Source organism: Nocardioides sp. NPDC101246, from assembly GCF_044767415.1.
Lineage (GTDB): Bacteria > Actinomycetota > Actinomycetes > Propionibacteriales > Nocardioidaceae > Nocardioides.
Genome location: NZ_JBIWNX010000006.1, coordinates 383,532 through 403,255, shown reverse-complemented (window position 1 = coordinate 403,255; position 19,724 = coordinate 383,532). Strand labels below are relative to the sequence as shown.

The window sequence follows — 19,724 nt, the reverse complement described above, 5'->3', positions numbered from 1 at the left end:
GGCAGATCAGGTCAGAGCGGTCAGAACGGGCGGTCGCCGACGATCCCGGCGCGCTCCATCTTTCGGACGGCGGGCCAGTAGTCCTGGACGGCGTAGTGCTGGGTGGAGCGGTTGTCCCAGATCGCGAAGCTGTTCTTGGTCCAGCGCCAACGCACCTGGTACTCGGGGATGCCTGCCTGGCTGGTGAGGTAGCGGAGCAGCTCACCAGCGCCGGGCGCATAGTCGATGCCGGTGCGTACGTTCTCGGCGGTGTGGAAGTTGGTCAGGTGGGTCGTGAAGCTGTTGACGAACAGGACCTTCTCGCCGGTCTCCGGATGCGTACGCACCACCGGGTGCTCCGCGTCGGGGAACCGCTCCTTGAGCGCGAGCCGGTCCTCGATCGGCATCCGGGCCCCGAAGGTCGCCTCGATGCTGTGCCGGGCCCGGAGACCGGCGATCTTCGCCTTGACCTCCTCGGGCAGCTGCTCGTAGGCGAGCGCCATGTTGACCCACATCGTGTCCCCGCCTACCTCGGGACCCTCGACGCAGCGCAGGACGCTGCCCATCGGCGGGTTCGCCCGCCAGGTCGCGTCGCAGTGGTAGGCGTTCTCGAACCGCTCGGGCGGGCTGTCGAGGTCCTTGTAGATCCGCACCAGGCCGGGATGCTCGGGGTCCGAACCGACGACCGGGTGGTCCTCGAGCGGCCCGAATCGTTCGGCCAGCGCAACGTGCTCGGCGCGGCTGATGTCCTGTTCGCGGAAGAACACGACCTTGTAGCGCAGGAGCAGCGCCTTGAGCTCGGCGAAGAGCGACTCGTCATGGGCGACCTCGGCGAGGTCCACCCCCGAGAGCTCGGCTCCGATGCTGCAGGTCAGCGGCTCGACCTGGAAGCTCGACGGGAAAGCGGCGAGACGGTCCGGGACGGCGTACGTCGTGGTGTTCATGGTTGATCTCTCCTCTCTGTTCAGACCTTGAAGACCGACGAGCCGACGGTGCGGCCGGACTCCAGGTCTCGGTGCGCCTGTACGCAGTCGGCCAGGTCGTAGCGCTGGTTGATCTCGATGCGGATCCGGCCGGAAGCGACGTGGTCGAAGAGCTCACCGGCCAGCTCGGCGCGTTCGGCCGGGTCGGCGATGTAGTCGGCGAGCGCCGGCCGGGTGACGAACACGGACCCCTTGACGGCCAGGTCCATCGCGTTGATCGGCGGGATCGGGCCGGAGGAGGTGCCGAAGCAGACCAGCAGGCCACGACGGGCCAGCGAGCTCAGCGAGGTCTCGTAGGTGGTCGCCCCGATGCTGTCGTAGACCACGGGTACGCCGGCGCCGTCGGTGAGGCGACGCACCTCGGCGGCCACGTCCTGCTCGCGGTAGAGGACGACCTCGGCGCAGCCGTGGGCCAGGGCGATCTCGGCCTTCTCCGGCGTCGACACAGTGCCGATCACCCGGATGCCGAGCAGCGCGGCCCACTGCGAGAAGATCAGACCGACGCCGCCGGCCGCGGCATGCAGCAGGACCGTGTCACCGGCCTGGAGCGGGTGGATGCGACGCAGCAGGTAGGCGGTGGTCAGCCCCCGCATGGTCATCGCGGCCGCGGTCTCGAAGTCGATGTCGTCGGGGAGCCTGATCAACGAGTCGGTCGGCATCACCCGCTCGGTGCTGTACGCACCCAGGGGGCTGCCGGTGTAGGTCACCCGGTCACCCGGCGTGAAGTCGGTGATCCCCGGTCCGACGGCCTCGATCACACCCGCGCCCTCGACGCCGAGGCCGTTCGGGAGCGGTGCCGGGTAGAGCCCGGTGCGGAAGTAGGTGTCGGCGAAGTTGAGCCCGACCGCGCCATGGCGGACGGTGACCTCTCCGGGTCCGGGGGTGCCGATCTCGACCGGCTCCCAGTGCATGACCTCGGGGCCTCCGGCCTCGTCGATCCGTACGGCGTACGCCACGTTCGCTCTCCTCCGACTGACAATGTGACGCACGCAACACTAGGGACCGCAAGGCATCCTCGCTTATCCTGACGGGACAGCTTGCTTATCATTCAGGGACAGCCGGAGAAACGTGTGAAACCACTGGCCCGCTACGCGGCGCTCAACGGGTACAACGACCTCAGCAGGTCGCTCGGGATCGACCCACGCGACCTGATGCGCCGCTGTGGGCTCGACCCGGCGGGGCTCGCGATGCCGGATCGGTGGGTGCCCGCGGTCGCCGTCGCCGGCCTCCTCGAGGAGTCGGCTCGGCAGTCCGGCCGCGAGGACTTCGGGCTCCGGCTCGCGGAGCTGCGCCGGTTCTCCAACCTCGGTCCGGTGAGCCTGGTGATCCGCGAGGAGCCGGACGTACGCAGCATGCTTCGCATCCTCGGCCGCTACGAGCACATGTACAACGAGTCGCTGCGCACCCGGCTCACCGAGTCCAGCGGGACGGCGACGATCCGGGTCGACCTCGACTTCGGCGAACCAGCCGAGTCACGCCAGGCGATCGAGCTCGCGGCGGCGGTGCTCCACCGGCTGCTCCGCGGGTTCCTCGGGGAGGAGTGGCGCCCGCTCGCGGTCTGCTTCGCACACCACCCGCCGGCCGACACCGCGACCCACCGACGCGTGTTCGGCACAACGGTCACCTTCGACCACGAGTTCCACGGCCTGGTGTTCTCCGCCGCCGACCTCGCCGCGCCCAACCGGATGGCCGACCCCGGCCTCCACCAGTACGCCTACCACCTGCTCGAGTCGGTCGAGCCGTCGCGCGTGGGCACCGTCCCCGACCGGGTGCGCGAGCTGATCGAGGTCCTGCTGCCGACGGGACGCTGCTCGATCGAGCAGGTCGCTCGCAGTCTCGGGGTGAACCGTCGAACAGTCCATCGCCAGCTCGCCGCGCACGGCCTGACCTACTCCTCGGTGCTCGACGAGACGCGCACCGCACTCGTCGAACGCATGCTCGCGGGCGGTCACTACACGCTCACAGAGATCTCCGAGCTCCTGTCGTTCTCTGCCCCGAGCAACTTCACCCGGTGGTTCCGTGACAGGTACGGCAGCAGTCCGAGTCGATGGCGTGCGGATCGGCAGTAGGCATACGGCTGCTTATCGCGGGATCCGCTCGAGCTTGGTCCAGCCGGTGTAGCCGCGCTTCTCGACGAGGCGCATGAGGTCGCGGGCGACGGGGACCTGCTCGACGAACATCGAGTCCAGCAGGGCGACGAGCTCGTCAGGCATGGCCTGGTCGGCGTCGGTGTAGGCAGCCCAGTCCTCGGGCGAGACCGCCTCGAGCTGGGAGACGATCTGGTCGGCGATGGTCTCCAGGCGGGGATCACCTGGCTCCCAGTCGAGCATGGCCTCCAGCTCCTTGTACGTCTCCACGATCGAGGGATCGTCGAGCTGGCCGACCTTGCTGCGGATGTAGGGTTCCATGCTCTGCGGCTGCTGGGCGGCGACGAGGATCCAGGCGTCGCGCTCGCCCTGGATCATCCGCTCCGGGATGCCGAGCTCCCGCATCCGCTCCAGATAGGCGACCGCCTCCGGCGGGAGGGCGAGGCCGTCCCCGTGGACGAGACGAGCGATCCGCTCGCGGTGCCCCTGCCGCTCGCGGATCTCGAGCCGGAGGCGCTTGTCGATCTCGGCGACCGCCTTCTTGAAATCGTCGTCGCCGGCGTCCAGCAGCTCCTTGACTCGGGAGAGCGGGACGCCGGCGTCGGCGAGGATGCGGATCTTGATCAGGTCGACCACGGCAGCGGCGTCGTAGCGCCGGTATCCCGAGTGGTCGCGCTCTGGCTCCACCAACAGCCCTTTGGCGTGGTAGTGGCGCACGGCCCTGACGGTGACACCGGCGTACGACGCCAGCTGGCTGATCGTGAGCATCCCCGAATAGTGGCGGGAAGGCCGTACTTTGTCTCGTGGTTTTGCCGCGTGGTTCAGGAGAACTTGCGACGGTAGGCGGCGGTGGCCAGGACGTACGCGACGACCAGGAGGCCGATGCACCAGGCCAGTGCGATCCACAGCTCGTTGCCCGGGTCCTCCCCGGCGAAGATCGCCCGGATGGTGTCGACGATCGAGGTGACCGGCTGGTGCTCGGCGAAGGCCTGCACCGGGCCGGGCATGGTGTCGGTCGGGACGAAGGCGGAGCTGAGGAAGGGCAGGAAGATCAGCGGGTAGGAGAACGCGCTGGCTCCCTCGACCGTGCCGGCAGTCAGGCCCGGGATCACCGCGAGCCAGGTCAGCGCGAGGGTGAACAGAGCCAGGATGCCGATGACCGCGAGCCACTCGAGCACGCTCGCGCCGGTGCGGAAGCCCATCAGCAGGGCGACGAGCACCACCACGACCAGCGAGATCATGTTCGCCACCACCGAGGTGATCACGTGACCCCACAGCACCGCTGACCGTGCGATCGGCATCGACTGGAACCGGTCGAACATGCCGCTGTTCTTGTCCTGGAACAGACGGTAGGCGGTGTAGGCGATGCCGGAGGCGATGGTGATCAACAGGATGCCGGGTAGCTGATAGCTCACATAGCTCTCGTGGGAGCCTGTGTCGATCGCGCCGCCGAAGACGTACACGAACATGAGCATCATGGCGATCGGGGTGATCGCGGTGGTGACGATGGTGTCGGGGCTGCGGCCGATGTGTCGCAGGGAACGGCCGGTCAGGACGGCGGTGTCGCCGAAGAATCGGGTGGTCATCGTGACTCCTTCACGTTGTTCGAGCTGGCGGACCTGCCGTTGGACTTGCTGGTGATGGCGAGGAAGATCTCCTCGAGGGACGGCTGCTTCTCGACGTACTCCTGCTTGGCCGGCGGGAACATCGCCTTGAGCTCGGCGAGGGTTCCGTTGGCGATGATGCGGCCCTCGTGGAGGATCCCGATCCGGTCGGCGAGCTGCTCGGCCTCTTCGAGGTACTGCGTGGTGAGCAGGACCGTCGTGCCGCTCTCGGCGAGCTCCTTGACCGCCTGCCACACCTCGATCCGGGCCTCCGGGTCGAGACCGGTGGTCGGCTCGTCGAGGAAGATCACCGGCGGGTTGCCGATCAGGCTCATCGCGATGTCGATCCGTCGGCGCATGCCACCGGAGTACGTCGAGACCTTGCGGTTGCCGGCCTCGGTGAGCGAGAACCGGGCGAGGAGGTCGTCGGCCACGGCGCCCGGGTTCTTCTGGCGGAGCAGCTTGGCGACCAGGATGAGGTTCTCGCGACCGGTCAGGATCTCGTCGACGGCGGCGAACTGGCCGGTGAGGCTGATCGACCGACGTACGTCGTCGGCCTGGGTCGCCACGTCGAAGCCGTTGACCGTCGCCTGGCCGCCGTCCGCCTTGAGCAGCGTGGTCAGGATCTTCACGGTCGTGGTCTTGCCGGCGCCGTTGGAGCCGAGGAGGGCGAAGATGCTCCCCTTCTCGACGCTCATGTCGACGCCCTGGAGGACGTGCACGTCGCCGTAGGACTTGGTCAGTCCGGCGATCTCGATTGCTGGTGTCGGGTTCATGTCGATAAGCGTCGAGGGTTGACCTTGGGTCAAGGTCAAGCGAAAGTTCCGACCTTTTTTCGACGGCCCCGATCGGGCGGGTCAGTCGTTGCTCTTGACGGCCTTCATCGTGGGGTGGGAGACCATCCGGTGGACGCCCGGGAGCGGGTACATCTTCTCGGTCTGGAAGCGCTCGAAGGCGTTGCTGTCGGCGACGTCGACGCGGATGACGTAGTCGATCTCGCCGTAGACCCGGCGCATCTCGGTGACCTCGTCGTAGGAGGCGACCATCTCCTCGAACTGGTCGACGACCTCCTTGCTGGTCATCGTGATCTGCACCAGCAGATAGACACAGAAGTCCCGACCCGAGGCCACCGGGTCCAGCCGGGCGCGGTAGCCGGCAATCACCCCGGACTCCTCCAGGCGCCTGACCCGGCGCAGGCACGGCGCGGGCGTCAGCCCCACGCGGGAAGCGAGCTCGACGTTGCTCAACCGGCCGTCGATGGTCAGTTCACGCAGGATTGCTCGATCAGTGGCATCAATGCTCGTCACATTGCTCATACTCCATCAGAAGGGACATCATCGGCAATCAAAGTGCTCGAAACGAGCGATAGAATGGCGCCCATGCTGGAACAACTGGTCGCCTTCGCGGCCACCTCGCTCGTCGTCATCCTCGTCCCTGGTCCGGACATGATGCTGACCCTGCGCAACGCCGCCCGGGGCGGCCGCGCCGGGGCGCTGTGGACCGCGGCGGGCATCATGACCGGCCTCGCCGTCCTCGGCACCGCGGCGGCTCTCGGCATCACCGCCCTGCTGACCGCCTCCCCCACGCTGTTCCAGATCGTCCGGGTCGCCGGCGGCATCTACCTCGTCTACCTCGGCGTCCAGGCGCTGCGCGCCTACGTGCGCGCCCGCCGGGAGCACCGGACCCCGGGTGTATCGGTCGCGGCGGCGGCGATCGTCCGCCCCGGATCCGGCGGCATCGCGCGCTCGACGTGCTTCCGCCAGGGGCTGCTGAGCAACCTCCTCAACCCGAAGGTCGCGGCCTTCTACCTCTCGCTGTTCCCGCAGTTCGACCTCTCGCCGCTGGCGCCCTTCGCCCAGCACATCGCGCTCGCGGCGACGTTCTGGGTGCTCTGCCTGGTCTGGTACGCCGGGCTGATCACCGTCATCACCCGGCTCGCGCCCAGCCTGCAGTCACCGGCGTTCGCACGGCGTACCGAAGGGTTGGCGGGGACCGCCATGATGGGCCTCGGCGCGCTCGTGCTCACCGGGTCGGCCTGACCCCGGGCTCAGCCCTTCTGCAGGCGGCGCCAGCCACCGGCGCGGTTGTTGGCCACGATGGCGCGCAGCAGCTCGGTCAGCGCGGGGCGGTCTATCGGGTCGTCCCGGTAGATCTGGATGGCTCGCCCGGTGGCGTTGCCGTGCCCCTGGTTGATGATCCCGGCGGGGTCGGGGACGGTCGGGTCGTAGAGGAACAGGTTGATGTGGTCCTTGGCGGCAAGGAGCGCGCAGACGTTGCCCTGCAGCACGAAGTAGGGCTGGACCGTCCGCTTGATCGTCTCCTCGATCTCCGGGTCGGCCTCGTGGATGATCTCGCGCAGCTCGCGGCAGATGTCGCGCTGCCACTCGGGCAGACCGTCGAGGTAGCTGTCGACGCCGGCATGGGTGCGGATGGCCATGATCGCAATGTACGCCCGGCCCGCAGGTGCCGGGCAAGGCTATAAACAAGTCGATAAATCATCCCTTTGACTTCAAGTACTTGAAGTTCTTAGCGTCTTTGGTGTGACTGCATCAACGACTCGGACCTACACGATCCGAGAGGTGGCGACGCTGACCGGACTCCCGGCCAGCACGCTGCGCTACTACGAGACGATCGGGCTGATCTCGCCGGTCAGCCGCGGTGCCAGCAGCGGACACCGGGTCTACGACGAGGCCGACCTGGACCAGCTGACCGGCGTCGCCTGCCTGGCCGCGATCGGCCTCTCGATCGATGACATGAGGACGTACGTCACCAACGGCCGCCTCGGTCAGGGCGGTGCCGCCGAGCAGATCGGTCTGCTCACCGGCCATGCCGACCGGCTGGCCCGGGAGGCCGAGCACCTCGAGCTGCGGCGCCGCTACGTCGGGCTGAAGACCGACTACTGGCGAGCCGTCGCGGCGGGCGACGAGGCCCGCGCCGAGGAGATCGGCGAGCGGGCACACGCGCTGGCCGACCAGATCCGCAGCCGCGAGAACCACTGATCCACCACCCATCTCAGACTCAGGAGAACCCCCATGCGCGTCAACGCGTACGCAGCACCCTCCGCCGGCGAGCCGCTGGCCCCGATCACCATCGAGCGCCGCTCGGTCGGTGAGAACGACGTGCTCATCGCGATCGAGTACGCCGGCATCTGCCACTCCGACATCCACACCGTCAACGGCGACTGGGGCCCGCAGCCGTTCCCGGTCGTTCCCGGCCACGAGATCGTCGGCCGTGTCACCGAGGTCGGCTCGTCCGTCACCGACCACCAGGTCGGCGACCGCGTCGGCGTCGGCTGCTTCGTGAACTCGTGCGGCGAGTGCGCCAACTGCCGCAACGGCGACGAGCAGCACTGCTCGACCCCGGGCGGCGGGGTCGGGACGTACGCCGCGAAGGACCGCGACGGCTCGTTCACCCAGGGCGGCTACTCCACCCACGTCGTCGTCGACGCCCACTTCGCGCTCAAGGTGCCCGAGGGCATGGACCCGGCGGCCGCCACGCCGCTGCTGTGCGCCGGCATCACCACGTACGCACCCCTGAAGAAGTGGGGCGCCGGCCCCGGCAAGAAGGTCGCGATCGTCGGCCTCGGCGGCCTCGGCCACATGGGCGTCCAGATCGCCCACGCGATGGGTGCCGAGGTCACCGTGCTCTCGCAGTCGCTGAAGAAGCAGGAGGACGGGCTGCGGCTCGGCGCGGACCACTACTACGCCACCTCCGACCCGGCGACCTTCGAGCAGCTGGCCAGCTCGTTCGACCTGATCGTGAACACCGTCAGCGCGAAGATCGACCTCGACGCCTACCTCGGCCTGCTCGCCGTGGACGGCACGATGGTCAACGTCGGCGCGCCCGCGGAGCCGCTGAGCGTCAACGTGTTCTCGCTGATCACCAACCGGCGCAACTTCGCCGGCTCGATGATCGGCGGCATCGCGCTGACCCAGGAGATGCTCGACTTCTGCGCCGAGCACCGCATCGGCTCCGAGATCGAGGTGATCGCCGCGGACCAGATCAACGAGGCGTACGCCCGGGTCCTCGCCTCCGACGTGCGCTACCGCTTCGTGATCGACACCGCCACGCTGGCCTGAGTCCGCTGCGGTTCTAGCCCCAGTGGGGTGGCCGGTCGTGCGCTGCGGGAAGGCGGGTGCTCCCGTCTCCTCGCAGGGCGTTGACCTGCGCCTGGCTGAGGAAGAGAACCCGGGAGAGGTCAGCGCCCGCGACCGTCGCATCCCGTAGATCCGCACCGAGCAGGTCGGCATCGGCGAGGTCGACGCCCCGCAGATCGGCGGCAATGAGGAGTGCGCTTCTGAGGTCGGCGCGACGCAGGTCCCGCCGGCGCAGGTCGCGGCCGACCAGATCGGCTCCGGCCAGCGACTGGCCGGCGGGGCGGCGTACCTCTGCACTCACCCGGCGAAGCGCGTTCCCGACCACCGAGCGGAGTGCGCCCACATCGGTGGCGAGCACGTCGTCGGCGGCGCCGGCAGCCGCGGCGGAGACCTGCACGGTCAGCTCGGCGAGGTCGGGCGACGGGCTCCGATCGGTGGCCTCCTCGAGCAGCGCCAGCATCTCGTGCAGGTGCCGCATCACGGCGAAGACGTCGAACATCTCCTGCCGCAACGCCGGCTCCGTGCGCCAGTCGGCACCGCCGAAGGTCACCTGGGTGACCTGCTGACCTGCGCCGAAGCACTCGAACACGGTGCAACCCGCATACCCGCGGTCCCGCAGCCGGTCGTGGATCCCGCAGCCGAAGTCGGGTCCGAGGTGGCGGCAGGGATCGCCGCCCGCCTTGTCTTCCGGAAAGTCCCCCGAGCGGGTGAAGGGCAGCGCCACGCAGCACAGGCCCGCGCAGCGGGAGCAGTCAGACCGGTAGGTGCTCATCGGACGCAGGTTACGCCGCTGGGCGTCAGCATCCGGCGTCGTCGAGCGCCTTGGCCGTCAACTGCCGCCCGAGCTCGATCATCTCGCTGGCGCGATGGAAGTCGAGCGTGCGGGCGGCGTCGACCGGCACGGTGATCAGGACGTCGGGCGGCAGCCCCGCCAGCCGGTAGCGCGCGATCATCTCCTGCATCACATCCCACGACAGCGTCATGACGTCGGCGATGCGCAGATCTGGCTGAGCGCGGCTCGGCTCCGCCTTCGGGGCCTTGGTCGTCTCGCCGCCGACGCCCAGCTTGTCGCGGAGCCGCCGGAAGACCGTCGTACCTTCCTCGTCAGCGGTGACGTCGGCGGAGTTCTCGACCACCGGCGACTGCGTCCCGCGCTGGGTGCGCGGGCCCTGCAGCGAGACCGCGATGGTCAGGTCGGCCGGCGTGGCGGCGGTCGGGGCCATCGGCAGCGGGTTGAGCAGGCCGCCGTCGACGAGCACCCGGCCGTTCCACATCACCGGCAGGAAAACGCCCGGGATGCCGATCGAGGCCCGGATCGCCTTGACCAGCGGGCCGCGCTGGAACCACACCTCTCGGTGCGACTCCAGGTCGGTCGCGACCGCGGTGAACGGGACCGGAAGATCCTCGATGAGCTGCTCGCCCAGCAGGTTCTCCAGCTCCGCGACGACGCCGTCGGCGTTGAACGCACCACCCGCCCGCCACTTCGGGTCGAGCAGCCGCAGCACGTCGATCTGCCGCAGCGCCGCCGCCCAGTCGGCGAACTCCTCGTCCTTGCCGGCCGCGATCAGGCCGCCGACCAGCGCCCCCATCGAGGTGCCCGCGACCGTCACGATCTCGTGTCCCCGCTCCCGCAGCTCCTGGACGACGCCCAGGTGGGCGTAGCCCCGTGCACCGCCTGCCCCCAGGGCGAGGGCGACCCGCTTGCCATTCATCGCCATGCCTTCATGATCCCCGATACGTCGCGGGCGCTCTGCACGTCGGACTACTGTGCCGGATATGAGCATCCCGGTCGCGCTGTCCGATCTCGCCGCCACGCTCGAACGCTTCGGCAGCGGCTTCCTGCTGACCACCGCGGGCGAGCGGATCAAGGTCGTGGTCGTGGACCCGGTCGTCGACGGCTCGACCCTGCGGGTCTCGGATCCGGGCGGCGGCACCCGTGCCAACCTCGCCGCGAACCCGGTGCTCACCCTGACGTACGCCCCGCTCACGCCGCGCGACCATGCGCTGATCGTCGACGGCACCGGCCGCGTCGAGGGATCCGATGTCCTCGTGACACCCACCGGCGCCGTGCTGCATCGGCCGGCGTCGCACGCGTCCGGTCCCGTGCCCGAGGAGGGCTGCGGGCAGGACTGCCGACCGGTCAACCCGCCGAACCAGGCCTGAGCGGAACCGGAGAAGCGGCCGTGTCACGGCATCGCCGGACGCGGCGGCGTCCGTAGGCTCGACCCATGGAGACCTCGCCCACCGTGCTCGTCACCGGCGCGACCGGCTTCATCGGTCGGCGGCTGGTCGCCGAGCTGACCCGCCGCGGCACCACGGTGCGGGCGATGACCCGACGCCCCGACGCCTACGACGGCCCCGGCGAAGCGGTGGGTGCCGACGTCGACGATCCGAGCACCCTGTCGGCCGCGGTCGACGGGGTCGACGTGGCGGTCTATCTGGTGCACTCGCTCGACCACGAGGACTTCGAGGAGCGCGACGCCCGGGCCGCGCGGGCCTTCGGGGCCGCCGCGGCTCGGGCCGGGCTGCGCCAGATCGTCTATCTCGGCGGCCTCGGCGACGATGACGGGGACCTCTCTCCCCACCTGCGCTCCCGCCGCGAGGTCGAGACCCTGCTCGGCGAGGCCGGCGTCCCGGTCACGGTGCTGCGCGCCGCGATCGTCGTCGGCCACGGCGGCGTCTCCTGGGAGCTGACCCGGCAGCTGGTCAAGAACCTCCCCGCGATGGTGGTGCCGAGGTGGACCGCCACCCGGACCCAGCCCATCGCCGTCGACGACGTGATCCGCTATCTCGCGGGTGTCATCGACAACGAGGACGCGATCCGCGAGGTCTTCGAGATCGGCGGTCCCGAGGCGATGACGTACGTCGACATGCTGACCGTCGCTTCCCAGGTGGCCACCGGCCGGTCGATCCCCGTCGTCCCGGTGCCGGTGCTGACGCCGCGGCTGTCCTCGTACTGGCTGGCGCTGGTGACCGACATCGACCTGACCACGGGGCGCAACCTGATCGACTCGATGAGCACCGAGGTGGTCGTGCAGGACCGACGCATCCTCGAGGTCGTGCCCGGCGAGCCGTTGCCCTATCGAGAGGCCGTGCGGCGTGCCCTGGCCGAGCGGCTGGCCGAGGGCAACGGGCTCTGAGGGCGTCTCACCCGAAGAGCAGCGGCAGCGCCAGCAGCATCGACAGGGACCACGCACAGTGGGTGAGGATCGGCGCGAGCACACCACCGGACGCACGCCGCTCGAGCCCGACCACGACCCCGAGCAGGATCGCCGCGAAGGCCAGCATCACGTTGCCGGTCGCAAGCGTCGCGATCACGTAGGCCACCGACGTCCAGGCGACCGGGTGGCGCGGGAGGGCGGCGTAGACCGCGCCGCGGAAGAACAGCTCCTCCGCCACCCCGTTGACTGCCGTCACCACGACCAGGATCGGCAGCGAGCCCTGGTCGGCGAAGTCGAGCACCGAGCGCACCTGTCGGTCCAGCCACGGGATCTCGCGCACGACGAGACCGCCGATCACGAAGATCCCGGCCAGACCGAGGCCGAGCAGGATCGGCGGCAGCACGGGGCGTACGAACCGGCGCTCTCCCTGCCCCCGTCGGCGCCAGGCGTCGATCCGGCCGAGATGGAGCGGCCCCGACGCGAAGGCGCCGATGACCCAGACTCCGGCCAGGGCGAAGGCCGCCGGATAGAACCAGACGCTGCCCGGCTCGATCCGCAGCGAGACCCCGAGCACGACCGCGCCGAGCACGACGAAGCAGACCGTGACCAGCTGGCGGCGACGTAGCGCGGCGTCACCCTGCCGGTGATCGCGCGGGACGACGTCCCACAAGGACCTGCGCACCCAGCTGCGCACGGCACTCCCCTCGCTCCGGTGACGGCTGCGTTCACCGTCCAACCTAGCGGGCGATCGAGGCACCGATCAGATGATCGCGACGGCGTTCGCCGGTGAGCCGGTCGCGCCGGTGACGTTGAGCGGCTTGACGCTGAGGAAGGCCTCCCACCGTTGCAGGTCGTCCATGCGGCGGGCCAACGGGCCGAGCCTCCACAGCTCACCCAGCGGCATGCCGAGCTTGGCCAGGAACTCCTGGTGCATCATGCCGCGGTCGTTCGGCGCCGACCGGACGAAGGGCGAGTGGGGGACGGGCGGCAGGCACTCGACCGCGAAGGTGTCCGCCGCGAGCAGGGCGAGGCCGGTGTCCCAGGCCCAGTCGAGGACCTCCTCGCTCTGTTCGATGCCCGTGGCGCGGCCGAGGGCCTGCTGAGCCAGCTTCTGCTCGGCGGTGAGCTCCAGGAACCATTCGCACCATCCGGTGTGGAGCATGACGACGTCACCGGCACGCAGCTCGACCGCCTGCGCGGTGAGAGCCTGATCGATGTAGTCGTACGGGATCGGCTGGCCCGCCTCGTGGTCGAGAGTCTCCTCGCGACGGGCGAGGAGGCCGGCGATGTCCACGAGGACTCCCCGGCTGACGATGGGGCGGTCGGCCCAGACCTGGATGCCGATCTCCTCGGTGCCGGGGACGATCAGCTCGTCGGCGGTCTCGCCGTAGAACCCGACGTCGTCGGCACGCCGGTGCCGCAGCCCGTCGACCTGGGTCGAGGACTGGAGGTAGTAGCCGTCGAGGTAGTCGTCGCGGTGAGCCGGGTGGTTGCCGTAGATGACGTGCTCGGCAGGCTTCCTGGCCCTGGACATCCCGGGCATGAACGCGTTGATCGGGTAGTCCATCCCGAAGGTCTCGCCCAGCTGGACGAGTCCGGCCGCGGCGACCACGCTCTCCTCGTCCGCGAACGACGGCGTGCCGCGCCACGGGTCCTCGAAGAGCTCCCAGGACGTCCCTCGCAGCTGGCCGGGTCGGTCGTGGAGCTCGGCCCTGCTCGGGCGGTCGTGCGTGGTCATCTGGTTGCTTCCGCGTCGTCACGTACCGTCGCCTCGGAACCGACGTGGGTGAGGAGGTAGGCCGTCACGGCCGAGGTCGAGGCGGCGACACACAGGATCGTCTTGAACAGGCCGTTCGGGCCGACGACGACTGCCTGGCTGCCGACGACCAGGCCCACGGCCTGCAGGCCGATGAGCGCGACACCGCCGAGCAGCGCGACGATCAACGACGCGGTGAAGACGGTGCGGAGGATCGATCGAGTCATGGTTCCATCCCTTTCTCAGACAGGCAGGACGCCGGAGGCGACGAGCACCCCGATGCCGAGCAGCGGAAGAGCGTAGTAGGCGAGCATCCTGCGGAAGGTGTGCAGCGGGTCCACGCCGGCGATGCCGCAGGCGACGTACAGCGGCGCTCCGCCCGGCGGCACGGCGGCCTCGCAGGAGGAGAAGATCAGGACCGCGACCGCGGCGGTCGTAGCGGGTACGCCCGCGGCTGCGAGCGCGGCCACGCCGACCACGCCGACCGCTGCCATCGTCGCGGTGCTCGAGAGGGGTGCCGCGACGGCGACGACGATGATCCCGATGACGAGGGCGAGCAGCCACACGGGCAGGTCGAGGTCACCGAGCAGGCCGGCGAGCTGATCGGGGAGACCGGTCGTCGCCAGCGCGTTCGCACCCGCGAACGCGAACAGGACGGTCAGCCCCACCACCCCGAACCGCGGTGCCGAGCCGCCGATCAGCTCGACCCAGCCGCGGCCGCTGCGCGGCAGTCGATCACGCCCGAGGAACAGCCCGATCAGGATGAGGATGACGGGCATCCAGAAGATCGGGCTCAACGCCTCCGTGACATCGGAGTCGATCCGCTCGGTGAGCGCCGTCGCCACGGCGCCGGTGGTGAGCACGATGGGGATCGCGATCCCCGCGAACAGCAGCAGCGTCGGCCAGCCGTTGGAGAACGCAGCCCGTACGTCCCGGCCGCTGCGCGACACGGTCGGACCGCCGCCGGCGGTGGAGCGGCGTACGAGCAGGTAGGTGACGATCAAGCGGTGCAGCACGCACCACAGCCCACCGATGAGCAGCGGCACGATCAGCGAGTCGATGTCGACGAGGGCGCCGCCGACCGAGGAGCCGACCAGGACGAACATCGAGGCGCTGAACGGGAAGGTGATGCCCATGCCCGCGTTGCCGGCCACGATCGTGGCGGCCGTGGTGCGGTCGACGCGGGTGCGCTCCATCCACGGGATCGTCACCGACCCGACGGTGGCGGCGATCGCCGCCTGGTTGTGGACGATGCTGCCGAGCCCCGCGGAGGCGACCGTCGACACGTACGCCGGGCCGCCGCGGCGGTGACCGATCAGGGCGTCGAGCAGGTCGATCATCCGGTGGGTGACGCCTGCCTTCTCCAGGACGTAGCCCATGAAGACGAAGATGACGGTGGCGTAGACGATCTCGTCGACGATCGCGGCGTAGAGGGCGTCCCAGCCCGCGCTGAGGAACTGGCTGCCGTTGAACAACGCGGCGACGACGAACCCCACCACCATCGCCTCGCCGACGTTGCGGCGCAGAACGGTCGTCCAGGCCAGGATCACCGCCAGGTAGACGCCGAGCGCCCAGACGCCGATCACGACCGGCTCCCGTCAGCGGCCATCCGCTCCATCGCTGTCATCGAGGCATCCGTCATCTCGGCAGGAACCCCCAGGGCCGCGAGGTAGGCGCCGGTCGAACGCATCTCCGCAGCCCGCCGGGCGGCATGCTTCGACGTACCGGTGAGGAAGCGGTCGATGACCGCCTGTCCGTCCCCGGCGAGAACGCCCGCGATCTGGCCACGGACCCACTCTTCCATCCCGGCGCCACGACCGGCACCGACCGCCTCGACGACGACCGAGGCCAGCCCCTTCATGAAGACGCTGCGCAGCAGCTTGTGCGCCATGGCGTCGCCGAGGTCTCCGTGGACCACCTCGACGGGGGTCCCGAGTGGCCGCATCAGCGCCGCCACCGCGTCACCGGCCGGCCCCGCTGCCATCAGCGGCGTGGCGGTGCCCATCTGGATGACCGGTCCGAGGATGGCGACATCGACCAGGCGTACGTCCTCGCGCCCCTCGAACACCGTGGCCAGCGCCCGCTTCTCCAACGGTCCCGAGGAGGTGAAGTCCGCGTAGACGGCACCCGGGGCGAGTGCGGCGGCGGCCGTCTCCGCGACCGAGCGGCTCGCCGAGGCCGCGGTCAGGACGACCACGATCTGGGCGCCCGCGACCGCCTCTTCCAGCGTGTCCGCGACCTCGACGCCTCCCGGCGCCTCGCTGAGGTAGGGGTCGAAGCCGGTCACCCGGTGGCCGGCCTCGGCGAGAGCGGTGCCGTAGATGCGGCCGACCTCGCCGAGGCCGAGGATCGCCACGCTGGCGCCCTGGAGCGGACTGTCGGAGCTTGTGCTGTGTGACATCGTCGAACTTTCGGTGCTGGGGAGGGTCAAGGGTCAGTCGTCCGCGGGAATCCGGATGGCCAGGACGTCGCAGGGGGCGCGCAGCAGCACGGTCTGAGCCGTGCTTCCGAGGAGGAACTTCCCGGTGCGCGAGCGGCGGCGGAGACCGACGACGACGAGGTCGGCGCTCACCCGCTCCGCCTCGTCGACGAGGGACTCGGCGACGGAGACGGCCTCGGCGCACTGGCGTACCTCGACCTCGAGGCCCTGGTCGGCCAGTCGCTGCCGCACGGCCTCGAGCTCCGCGGCCGGGACGAGGCCGCGGTCGGCATAGGCGCCGCCCGTCGAGGAGTTCACGACGAGGAGGGGACCGCCACGTGTCTTCGCCTCCCGGACAGCGCCGGCGAGGACACGCTCGCCGGCGTCGCCGGGCATGTAGCCCACGAGGATCGTCATGGCCGCTGTCCCGCGGCTTCGGTGAGGCCGAGCGAGACGTCGATGTCGCGACGGGTCGCCTCCTCGGCGGCGTGCTTGGCCTCGGCACGGTCCGCGATCACGGCCGCGGACTCGAGGGGAACCACGACGACGCCGTCGGCGTCCCCGACGATGATGTCGCCGGGACGTACGACCACCCCGGCGACGGCGACATCGACCGAGAGGGCGTACGGGCCGTCCTTGTAGGGGCCGGCTGGTGTGCGCGAGCGGGCGAAGACGGGCATGTCGTACTCGGCCAGGCCCTCCGCGTCGCGGACCGCGCCGTCGAGGAGGAACCCGGCGACACCGCGCGCCTTGGCCTTGCCACCGATGAGCTCACCGATGAGCGCGCGCGACTCGTCGGCGCCGCCGCTGACGACGATCACCTCACCGGGCTCGACCTGGGTGAGCGCCTCGTGGATGCCGAGGTTGTCGCCGGGGCGGGTCCAGACGGTGAACGCGGTGCCGACCATGCCGGCACCGGGCCAGGCGGGCGTGATCACGGAGTCGACCGAGCCCAGCCGATCCATGGCGTCGCCGATGTTGGCAGTGGGGAGACGGCGGAACCTGTCGAGCAGGGCGTCGTCGGGACGCTGCGGCCGAACTGTGGCGACGCGGCCGCCGGGGTTGAACTGCTGGTCGGCGAGGATGCTGTCGGTCATCAGTCGTCCGCCTTCACCAGCGGGAACAGGTCACCGAAGGTCTTCTCGGTCTCGTCCCAGTAGGTGGCGTACTCGTCGGCGTCCAGGTAGGACGGGGCGAGGCCGGCGTCGGTCATCTTCTTCTGGAACGCCGGGTCCTCCATCACCTCGCCGATGGCGGTCGACATCTCCTCGACGACCTCGTCGGGCGTGCCCGCCGGGAAGGAGTAGCCGCGGGAGGAGGAGATCTCCACGTCGTAGCCGGACTCCTCGAACGTCGGTACGTCGGGCAGGGACTCGGCACGCTCGGCGTCCATGACGCCGATGATCCGGACCTTGCCGGAGTCGGCCAGCGGCTGCAGGTCGCTCACGTTGGCGAGCAGGACCTCGGTGTTGCCACCCAGGAACGCGGTGGTGGCGGCGGTGCCGCCGTCGGCGAAGTGGACCGGGGCGAGATCGGCGCCGGTCACCTCCTTCAGGCTGGCGAGGGCGAAGTGCTCGTTGCTCGCGACGCCGGTCGTGGTCGCGCGCAGCTTGCCGGGTTCCGCCTTGGCGGCCTCGACCAGGTCCTTCGGGGTCTTGATGTCACTGTCGGGAGCGACCGCGACAGCGGTGGGGTCGACGACCTGGAGGGCCACGGGGGCGAAGCTGTCGCGCTCGTAGGAGGCGCCCCGGCTCTCGTCGAGCACGGTCATGATCGCCGACGGGAACGTCGTGGCGGCCATCGTGTAGCCGTCCGGCTCGGCCTGCGTCAGCGCGGTGTAGGCGACCTGGGAGTTGGCCGCGGGCTTGTTGACCACCGTGATGGTGGCATCGAGCTTGTCCTCGAGCTCCTGGGCGAGCATGCGAGCGCCGATGTCGGTCGGGCCGCCTGCGTCGTACCCGACGACGAGCTCGATGGGCTTGCCCGGGTAGTCGCCGGTCGCTGCGTTGGTTCCGGACTGGGCACAGGCGGCGAGCGAGAGGCACGCCAGGCCGATGCCGGTGAGGGTGAGTGCGCGGGGTGCGCGGTTCATGGAGATGACCTTTCGTCGGTTTCTGGGGAGGCGGGATCAGACTTCGGCGTCGGTGGGCAGTCCCGCCTTTCTCTTCAGCCCGGCGCTGAGCACCGAGGCGACGAGGATCGCGAGAGCGACCAGCAGGAACACCAGCGAGAGCGGGCGGTCGACGAAGATCCCGAAGTCGCCCTGGGAGATCTGCAGGGACTCCCGCAGCGCGCTCTCGATGAACGGGCCGAGGATGAGCGTGAGGACCAGCGGCGCGAGCGGCAGGTGGACCTGGCGGAAGACGAAGCCGACGACGCCGAAGAACACCATCACGTAGATGTCGATGACGCTGTTGTTGACGGCGTACGAGCCGATCACGATGAAGGCGAAGATCACCGCGCGCAGGACCGAGTAGGGGATCGCCAGGATCCGGGTCCACAGCCCGACCATCGGGACGTTCAGCACCAGCAGGAGGAGGTTGCCGACGAACAGGCTCGCGATCACCGTCCAGACCAGGTCGGGCGCCTCGGTGAAGAGCTGCGGTCCCGGGGTAAGCCCGTTCTGGAGGAAGGCGCCCATGAGCACCGCGATCGCCGGCGAGGCCGGGATCCCGAGCGTGAAGAGCGGGATGAAGGCGGCGTTGCTGTGGGAGTTGTTGGCGGTCTCGGGAGCGGCCACGCCCTCGATCGCGCCGGTCCCGAGCTCCTTGCGGTGCCGGGAGACCTTCTTCTCGGTGCTGTAGGCCAGCAGCGACGAGATCGCCGAGCTCACCCCCGGGATGAGGCCGATGACGGTGCCGATCGAGGCACCTCGCCCGATCGCCGGTGCGGCACGGCGCAGGTCGGTTCTCGTCGGGAGCAGCTGCCGGAGCGTCGGGGCCGTGGGCTTCGGAGCCGCGCCACCGCTGGTGGCGAGCAGCTCACCGAGCCCGAAGATGCCGACCAGGACGGGTACGTAGCTGATGCCGTCGAAGAAGTGCGGCTGGTCGAAGGTGAACCTCGGCATGCCCAGGACCGGGTCGATGCCGACCATCGCGATCAGCAGGCCGAGGCAGGCCGAGATGAGCCCCTTGAGGACCGAGCGCCCCACCAGGCCGACCAGCAGCGCCAGGCCGATGAGCACCAGGGAGAAGAACTCCGGGGGCCCGATACGCAGGCCGAGCTCCGAGAGCGGCTTCGCCGCCACGACGAGCGCGAGGGTCGCGATCGTGCCGCCGATGAACGAGCCGATCCCGGCCGTGGCCAGTGCTGCCCCGGCCCGGCCACGCAGCGTCATCTGATAGCCGTCGATGCAGGTGATCGCCGACTCGCCCTCGCCCGGGATGTTCAGCAGGACGCTCGTGATGGTCCCGCCGTACGCACCTCCGTAGAAGATCGCGGCCAGCATGATGATGGCGCTCGCCGGGTCCATCGTCAGGGTGAGCGGGATCAGGATCGCCATGCCGGCGGTCGACCCGATCCCGGGCAGGATGCCGAGGATCGTGCCGAGCAGGCAGCCGATCAGGGCGAAGAGCAGGTTCTGCGGGGTCAGCGCGGAGGCGAAGCCGTCGAGGAGTGCGGTGAACGATTCCATGACC

General features: G+C 69.8%; 24 protein-coding genes. 6 read left to right on the top strand and 18 right to left on the bottom strand.

The annotated features are described in order from the left end of the window. Window positions 1-20: 20 nt before the first annotated feature. Together ACIRON_RS14070 and ACIRON_RS14065 are read right to left on the bottom strand one after the other, a co-directional pair. Window positions 21-923: a TauD/TfdA dioxygenase family protein gene (locus tag ACIRON_RS14070; protein ID WP_402992894.1), complete on the bottom strand. Its 903-nt coding sequence runs from the start codon at window positions 921-923 to the stop codon at window positions 21-23. 20 nt (window positions 924-943) lie between these two features. Next, entirely contained in the window at window positions 944-1,918 is a 975-nt protein-coding gene (locus tag ACIRON_RS14065) for a quinone oxidoreductase family protein (RefSeq protein WP_402992893.1), read from the bottom strand. 114 nt (window positions 1,919-2,032) lie between these two features. On the opposite strand from ACIRON_RS14065, the gene ACIRON_RS14060 reads away from it, so the two are divergent. Next, window positions 2,033-3,031, top strand: coding sequence for an AraC family transcriptional regulator (locus ACIRON_RS14060; RefSeq protein ID WP_402992892.1), 999 nt, complete (start codon window positions 2,033-2,035; stop codon window positions 3,029-3,031). A 12-nt stretch (window positions 3,032-3,043) separates the two neighbouring features. Here ACIRON_RS14060 and ACIRON_RS14055 read toward each other — a convergent pair whose 3' ends face one another. The 4 genes from ACIRON_RS14055 to ACIRON_RS14040 form a co-directional block, all read right to left on the bottom strand. Beyond that, entirely contained in the window at window positions 3,044-3,817 is a 774-nt protein-coding gene (locus ACIRON_RS14055; protein WP_402992891.1) for a MerR family transcriptional regulator, read from the bottom strand. A gap of 53 nt (window positions 3,818-3,870) precedes the next feature. Beyond that, entirely contained in the window at window positions 3,871-4,635 is a 765-nt protein-coding gene (locus ACIRON_RS14050) for an ABC transporter permease (protein ID WP_402992890.1), read from the bottom strand. Then, window positions 4,632-5,429, bottom strand: a complete 798-nt coding sequence (locus ACIRON_RS14045) for an ABC transporter ATP-binding protein (protein WP_402992889.1) — start codon at window positions 5,427-5,429, stop codon at window positions 4,632-4,634. Before ACIRON_RS14045 ends, ACIRON_RS14050 begins: the two co-directional genes overlap by 4 nt. A gap of 81 nt (window positions 5,430-5,510) precedes the next feature. Then, the gene (locus ACIRON_RS14040; RefSeq protein ID WP_091044191.1) at window positions 5,511-5,969 is read right to left on the bottom strand and encodes an Lrp/AsnC family transcriptional regulator; all 459 of its coding nucleotides are present in this window, start codon (window positions 5,967-5,969) and stop codon (window positions 5,511-5,513) included. A gap of 63 nt (window positions 5,970-6,032) precedes the next feature. Here ACIRON_RS14040 and ACIRON_RS14035 point away from each other — a divergent pair, with 63 nt between their 5' ends. Further along, window positions 6,033-6,692 carry a LysE family translocator gene (locus ACIRON_RS14035; protein WP_402992888.1) on the top strand — a complete coding sequence of 220 codons (660 nt, stop codon included), beginning with the start codon at window positions 6,033-6,035 and terminating at the stop codon, window positions 6,690-6,692. 8 nt (window positions 6,693-6,700) lie between these two features. Here the strand turns inward: ACIRON_RS14035 and ACIRON_RS14030 are convergent, their stop codons facing one another. Continuing rightward, window positions 6,701-7,090, bottom strand: a complete 390-nt coding sequence (locus ACIRON_RS14030; RefSeq protein WP_402992887.1) for a DUF1801 domain-containing protein — start codon at window positions 7,088-7,090, stop codon at window positions 6,701-6,703. A gap of 103 nt (window positions 7,091-7,193) precedes the next feature. Here ACIRON_RS14030 and ACIRON_RS14025 point away from each other — a divergent pair, with 103 nt between their 5' ends. Together ACIRON_RS14025 and ACIRON_RS14020 are read left to right on the top strand one after the other, a co-directional pair. Continuing rightward, a complete protein-coding gene (locus tag ACIRON_RS14025; RefSeq protein ID WP_402992886.1) occupies window positions 7,194-7,652 on the top strand; it encodes a MerR family transcriptional regulator in 459 nt (152 codons plus the stop codon). 33 nt (window positions 7,653-7,685) lie between these two features. Further along, the gene (locus ACIRON_RS14020; protein ID WP_402992885.1) at window positions 7,686-8,732 is read left to right on the top strand and encodes an NAD(P)-dependent alcohol dehydrogenase; all 1,047 of its coding nucleotides are present in this window, start codon (window positions 7,686-7,688) and stop codon (window positions 8,730-8,732) included. Window positions 8,733-8,745: 13 nt separating this feature from the next. On the opposite strand, the gene ACIRON_RS14015 is transcribed toward ACIRON_RS14020, so the two are convergent. Together ACIRON_RS14015 and ACIRON_RS14010 are read right to left on the bottom strand one after the other, a co-directional pair. Continuing rightward, on the bottom strand, window positions 8,746-9,522 hold the full coding sequence (locus tag ACIRON_RS14015) for a pentapeptide repeat-containing protein (protein WP_402992884.1): 777 nt from the start codon (window positions 9,520-9,522) through the stop codon (window positions 8,746-8,748). Between the two features lie 25 nt (window positions 9,523-9,547). Then, window positions 9,548-10,468, bottom strand: a complete 921-nt coding sequence (locus ACIRON_RS14010; RefSeq protein ID WP_402992883.1) for a patatin-like phospholipase family protein — start codon at window positions 10,466-10,468, stop codon at window positions 9,548-9,550. Window positions 10,469-10,526: 58 nt separating this feature from the next. Here ACIRON_RS14010 and ACIRON_RS14005 point away from each other — a divergent pair, with 58 nt between their 5' ends. Beyond that, complete coding sequence (locus ACIRON_RS14005; RefSeq protein ID WP_402992882.1) at window positions 10,527-10,913, top strand: pyridoxamine 5'-phosphate oxidase; 387 nt, start codon at window positions 10,527-10,529, stop codon at window positions 10,911-10,913. A gap of 65 nt (window positions 10,914-10,978) precedes the next feature. Further along, the gene (locus ACIRON_RS14000; RefSeq protein ID WP_402992881.1) at window positions 10,979-11,890 is read left to right on the top strand and encodes an NAD(P)H-binding protein; all 912 of its coding nucleotides are present in this window, start codon (window positions 10,979-10,981) and stop codon (window positions 11,888-11,890) included. Window positions 11,891-11,897: 7 nt separating this feature from the next. On the opposite strand, the gene ACIRON_RS13995 is transcribed toward ACIRON_RS14000, so the two are convergent. The 9 genes from ACIRON_RS13995 to ACIRON_RS13955 all read right to left on the bottom strand — a co-directional run bounded on the left by ACIRON_RS13995 (window position 11,898) and on the right by ACIRON_RS13955 (window position 19,720). Then, on the bottom strand, window positions 11,898-12,605 hold the full coding sequence (locus tag ACIRON_RS13995) for a CPBP family intramembrane glutamic endopeptidase (protein ID WP_402992880.1): 708 nt from the start codon (window positions 12,603-12,605) through the stop codon (window positions 11,898-11,900). A gap of 66 nt (window positions 12,606-12,671) precedes the next feature. Next, window positions 12,672-13,649 (bottom strand): cyclase family protein, encoded by a 978-nt coding sequence (locus ACIRON_RS13990; protein ID WP_402992879.1) that lies wholly within the window; start codon window positions 13,647-13,649, stop codon window positions 12,672-12,674. Further along, window positions 13,646-13,894: a hypothetical protein gene (locus tag ACIRON_RS13985; RefSeq protein WP_402992878.1), complete on the bottom strand. Its 249-nt coding sequence runs from the start codon at window positions 13,892-13,894 to the stop codon at window positions 13,646-13,648. Before ACIRON_RS13985 ends, ACIRON_RS13990 begins: the two co-directional genes overlap by 4 nt. Before the next feature lie 15 nt (window positions 13,895-13,909). Beyond that, a complete protein-coding gene (locus ACIRON_RS13980; protein WP_402992877.1) occupies window positions 13,910-15,253 on the bottom strand; it encodes a TRAP transporter large permease subunit in 1,344 nt (447 codons plus the stop codon). Further along, complete coding sequence (locus ACIRON_RS13975) at window positions 15,250-16,068, bottom strand: NAD(P)-binding domain-containing protein (protein ID WP_402992876.1); 819 nt, start codon at window positions 16,066-16,068, stop codon at window positions 15,250-15,252. Before ACIRON_RS13975 ends, ACIRON_RS13980 begins: the two co-directional genes overlap by 4 nt. 33 nt (window positions 16,069-16,101) lie before the next feature. Further along, window positions 16,102-16,503, bottom strand: a complete 402-nt coding sequence (locus tag ACIRON_RS13970) for a universal stress protein (protein ID WP_402992875.1) — start codon at window positions 16,501-16,503, stop codon at window positions 16,102-16,104. Next, window positions 16,500-17,183, bottom strand: coding sequence for a methyltransferase (locus ACIRON_RS13965; protein WP_402992874.1), 684 nt, complete (start codon window positions 17,181-17,183; stop codon window positions 16,500-16,502). The genes ACIRON_RS13970 and ACIRON_RS13965 overlap by 4 nt, the downstream gene beginning before the upstream one ends. Next, a complete protein-coding gene (locus ACIRON_RS13960; RefSeq protein WP_402992873.1) occupies window positions 17,183-18,178 on the bottom strand; it encodes a Bug family tripartite tricarboxylate transporter substrate binding protein in 996 nt (331 codons plus the stop codon). The genes ACIRON_RS13965 and ACIRON_RS13960 overlap by 1 nt, the downstream gene beginning before the upstream one ends. A 36-nt stretch (window positions 18,179-18,214) precedes the next feature. Continuing rightward, the gene (locus ACIRON_RS13955; RefSeq protein WP_402992872.1) at window positions 18,215-19,720 is read right to left on the bottom strand and encodes a tripartite tricarboxylate transporter permease; all 1,506 of its coding nucleotides are present in this window, start codon (window positions 19,718-19,720) and stop codon (window positions 18,215-18,217) included. Window positions 19,721-19,724: the final 4 nt, after the last annotated feature.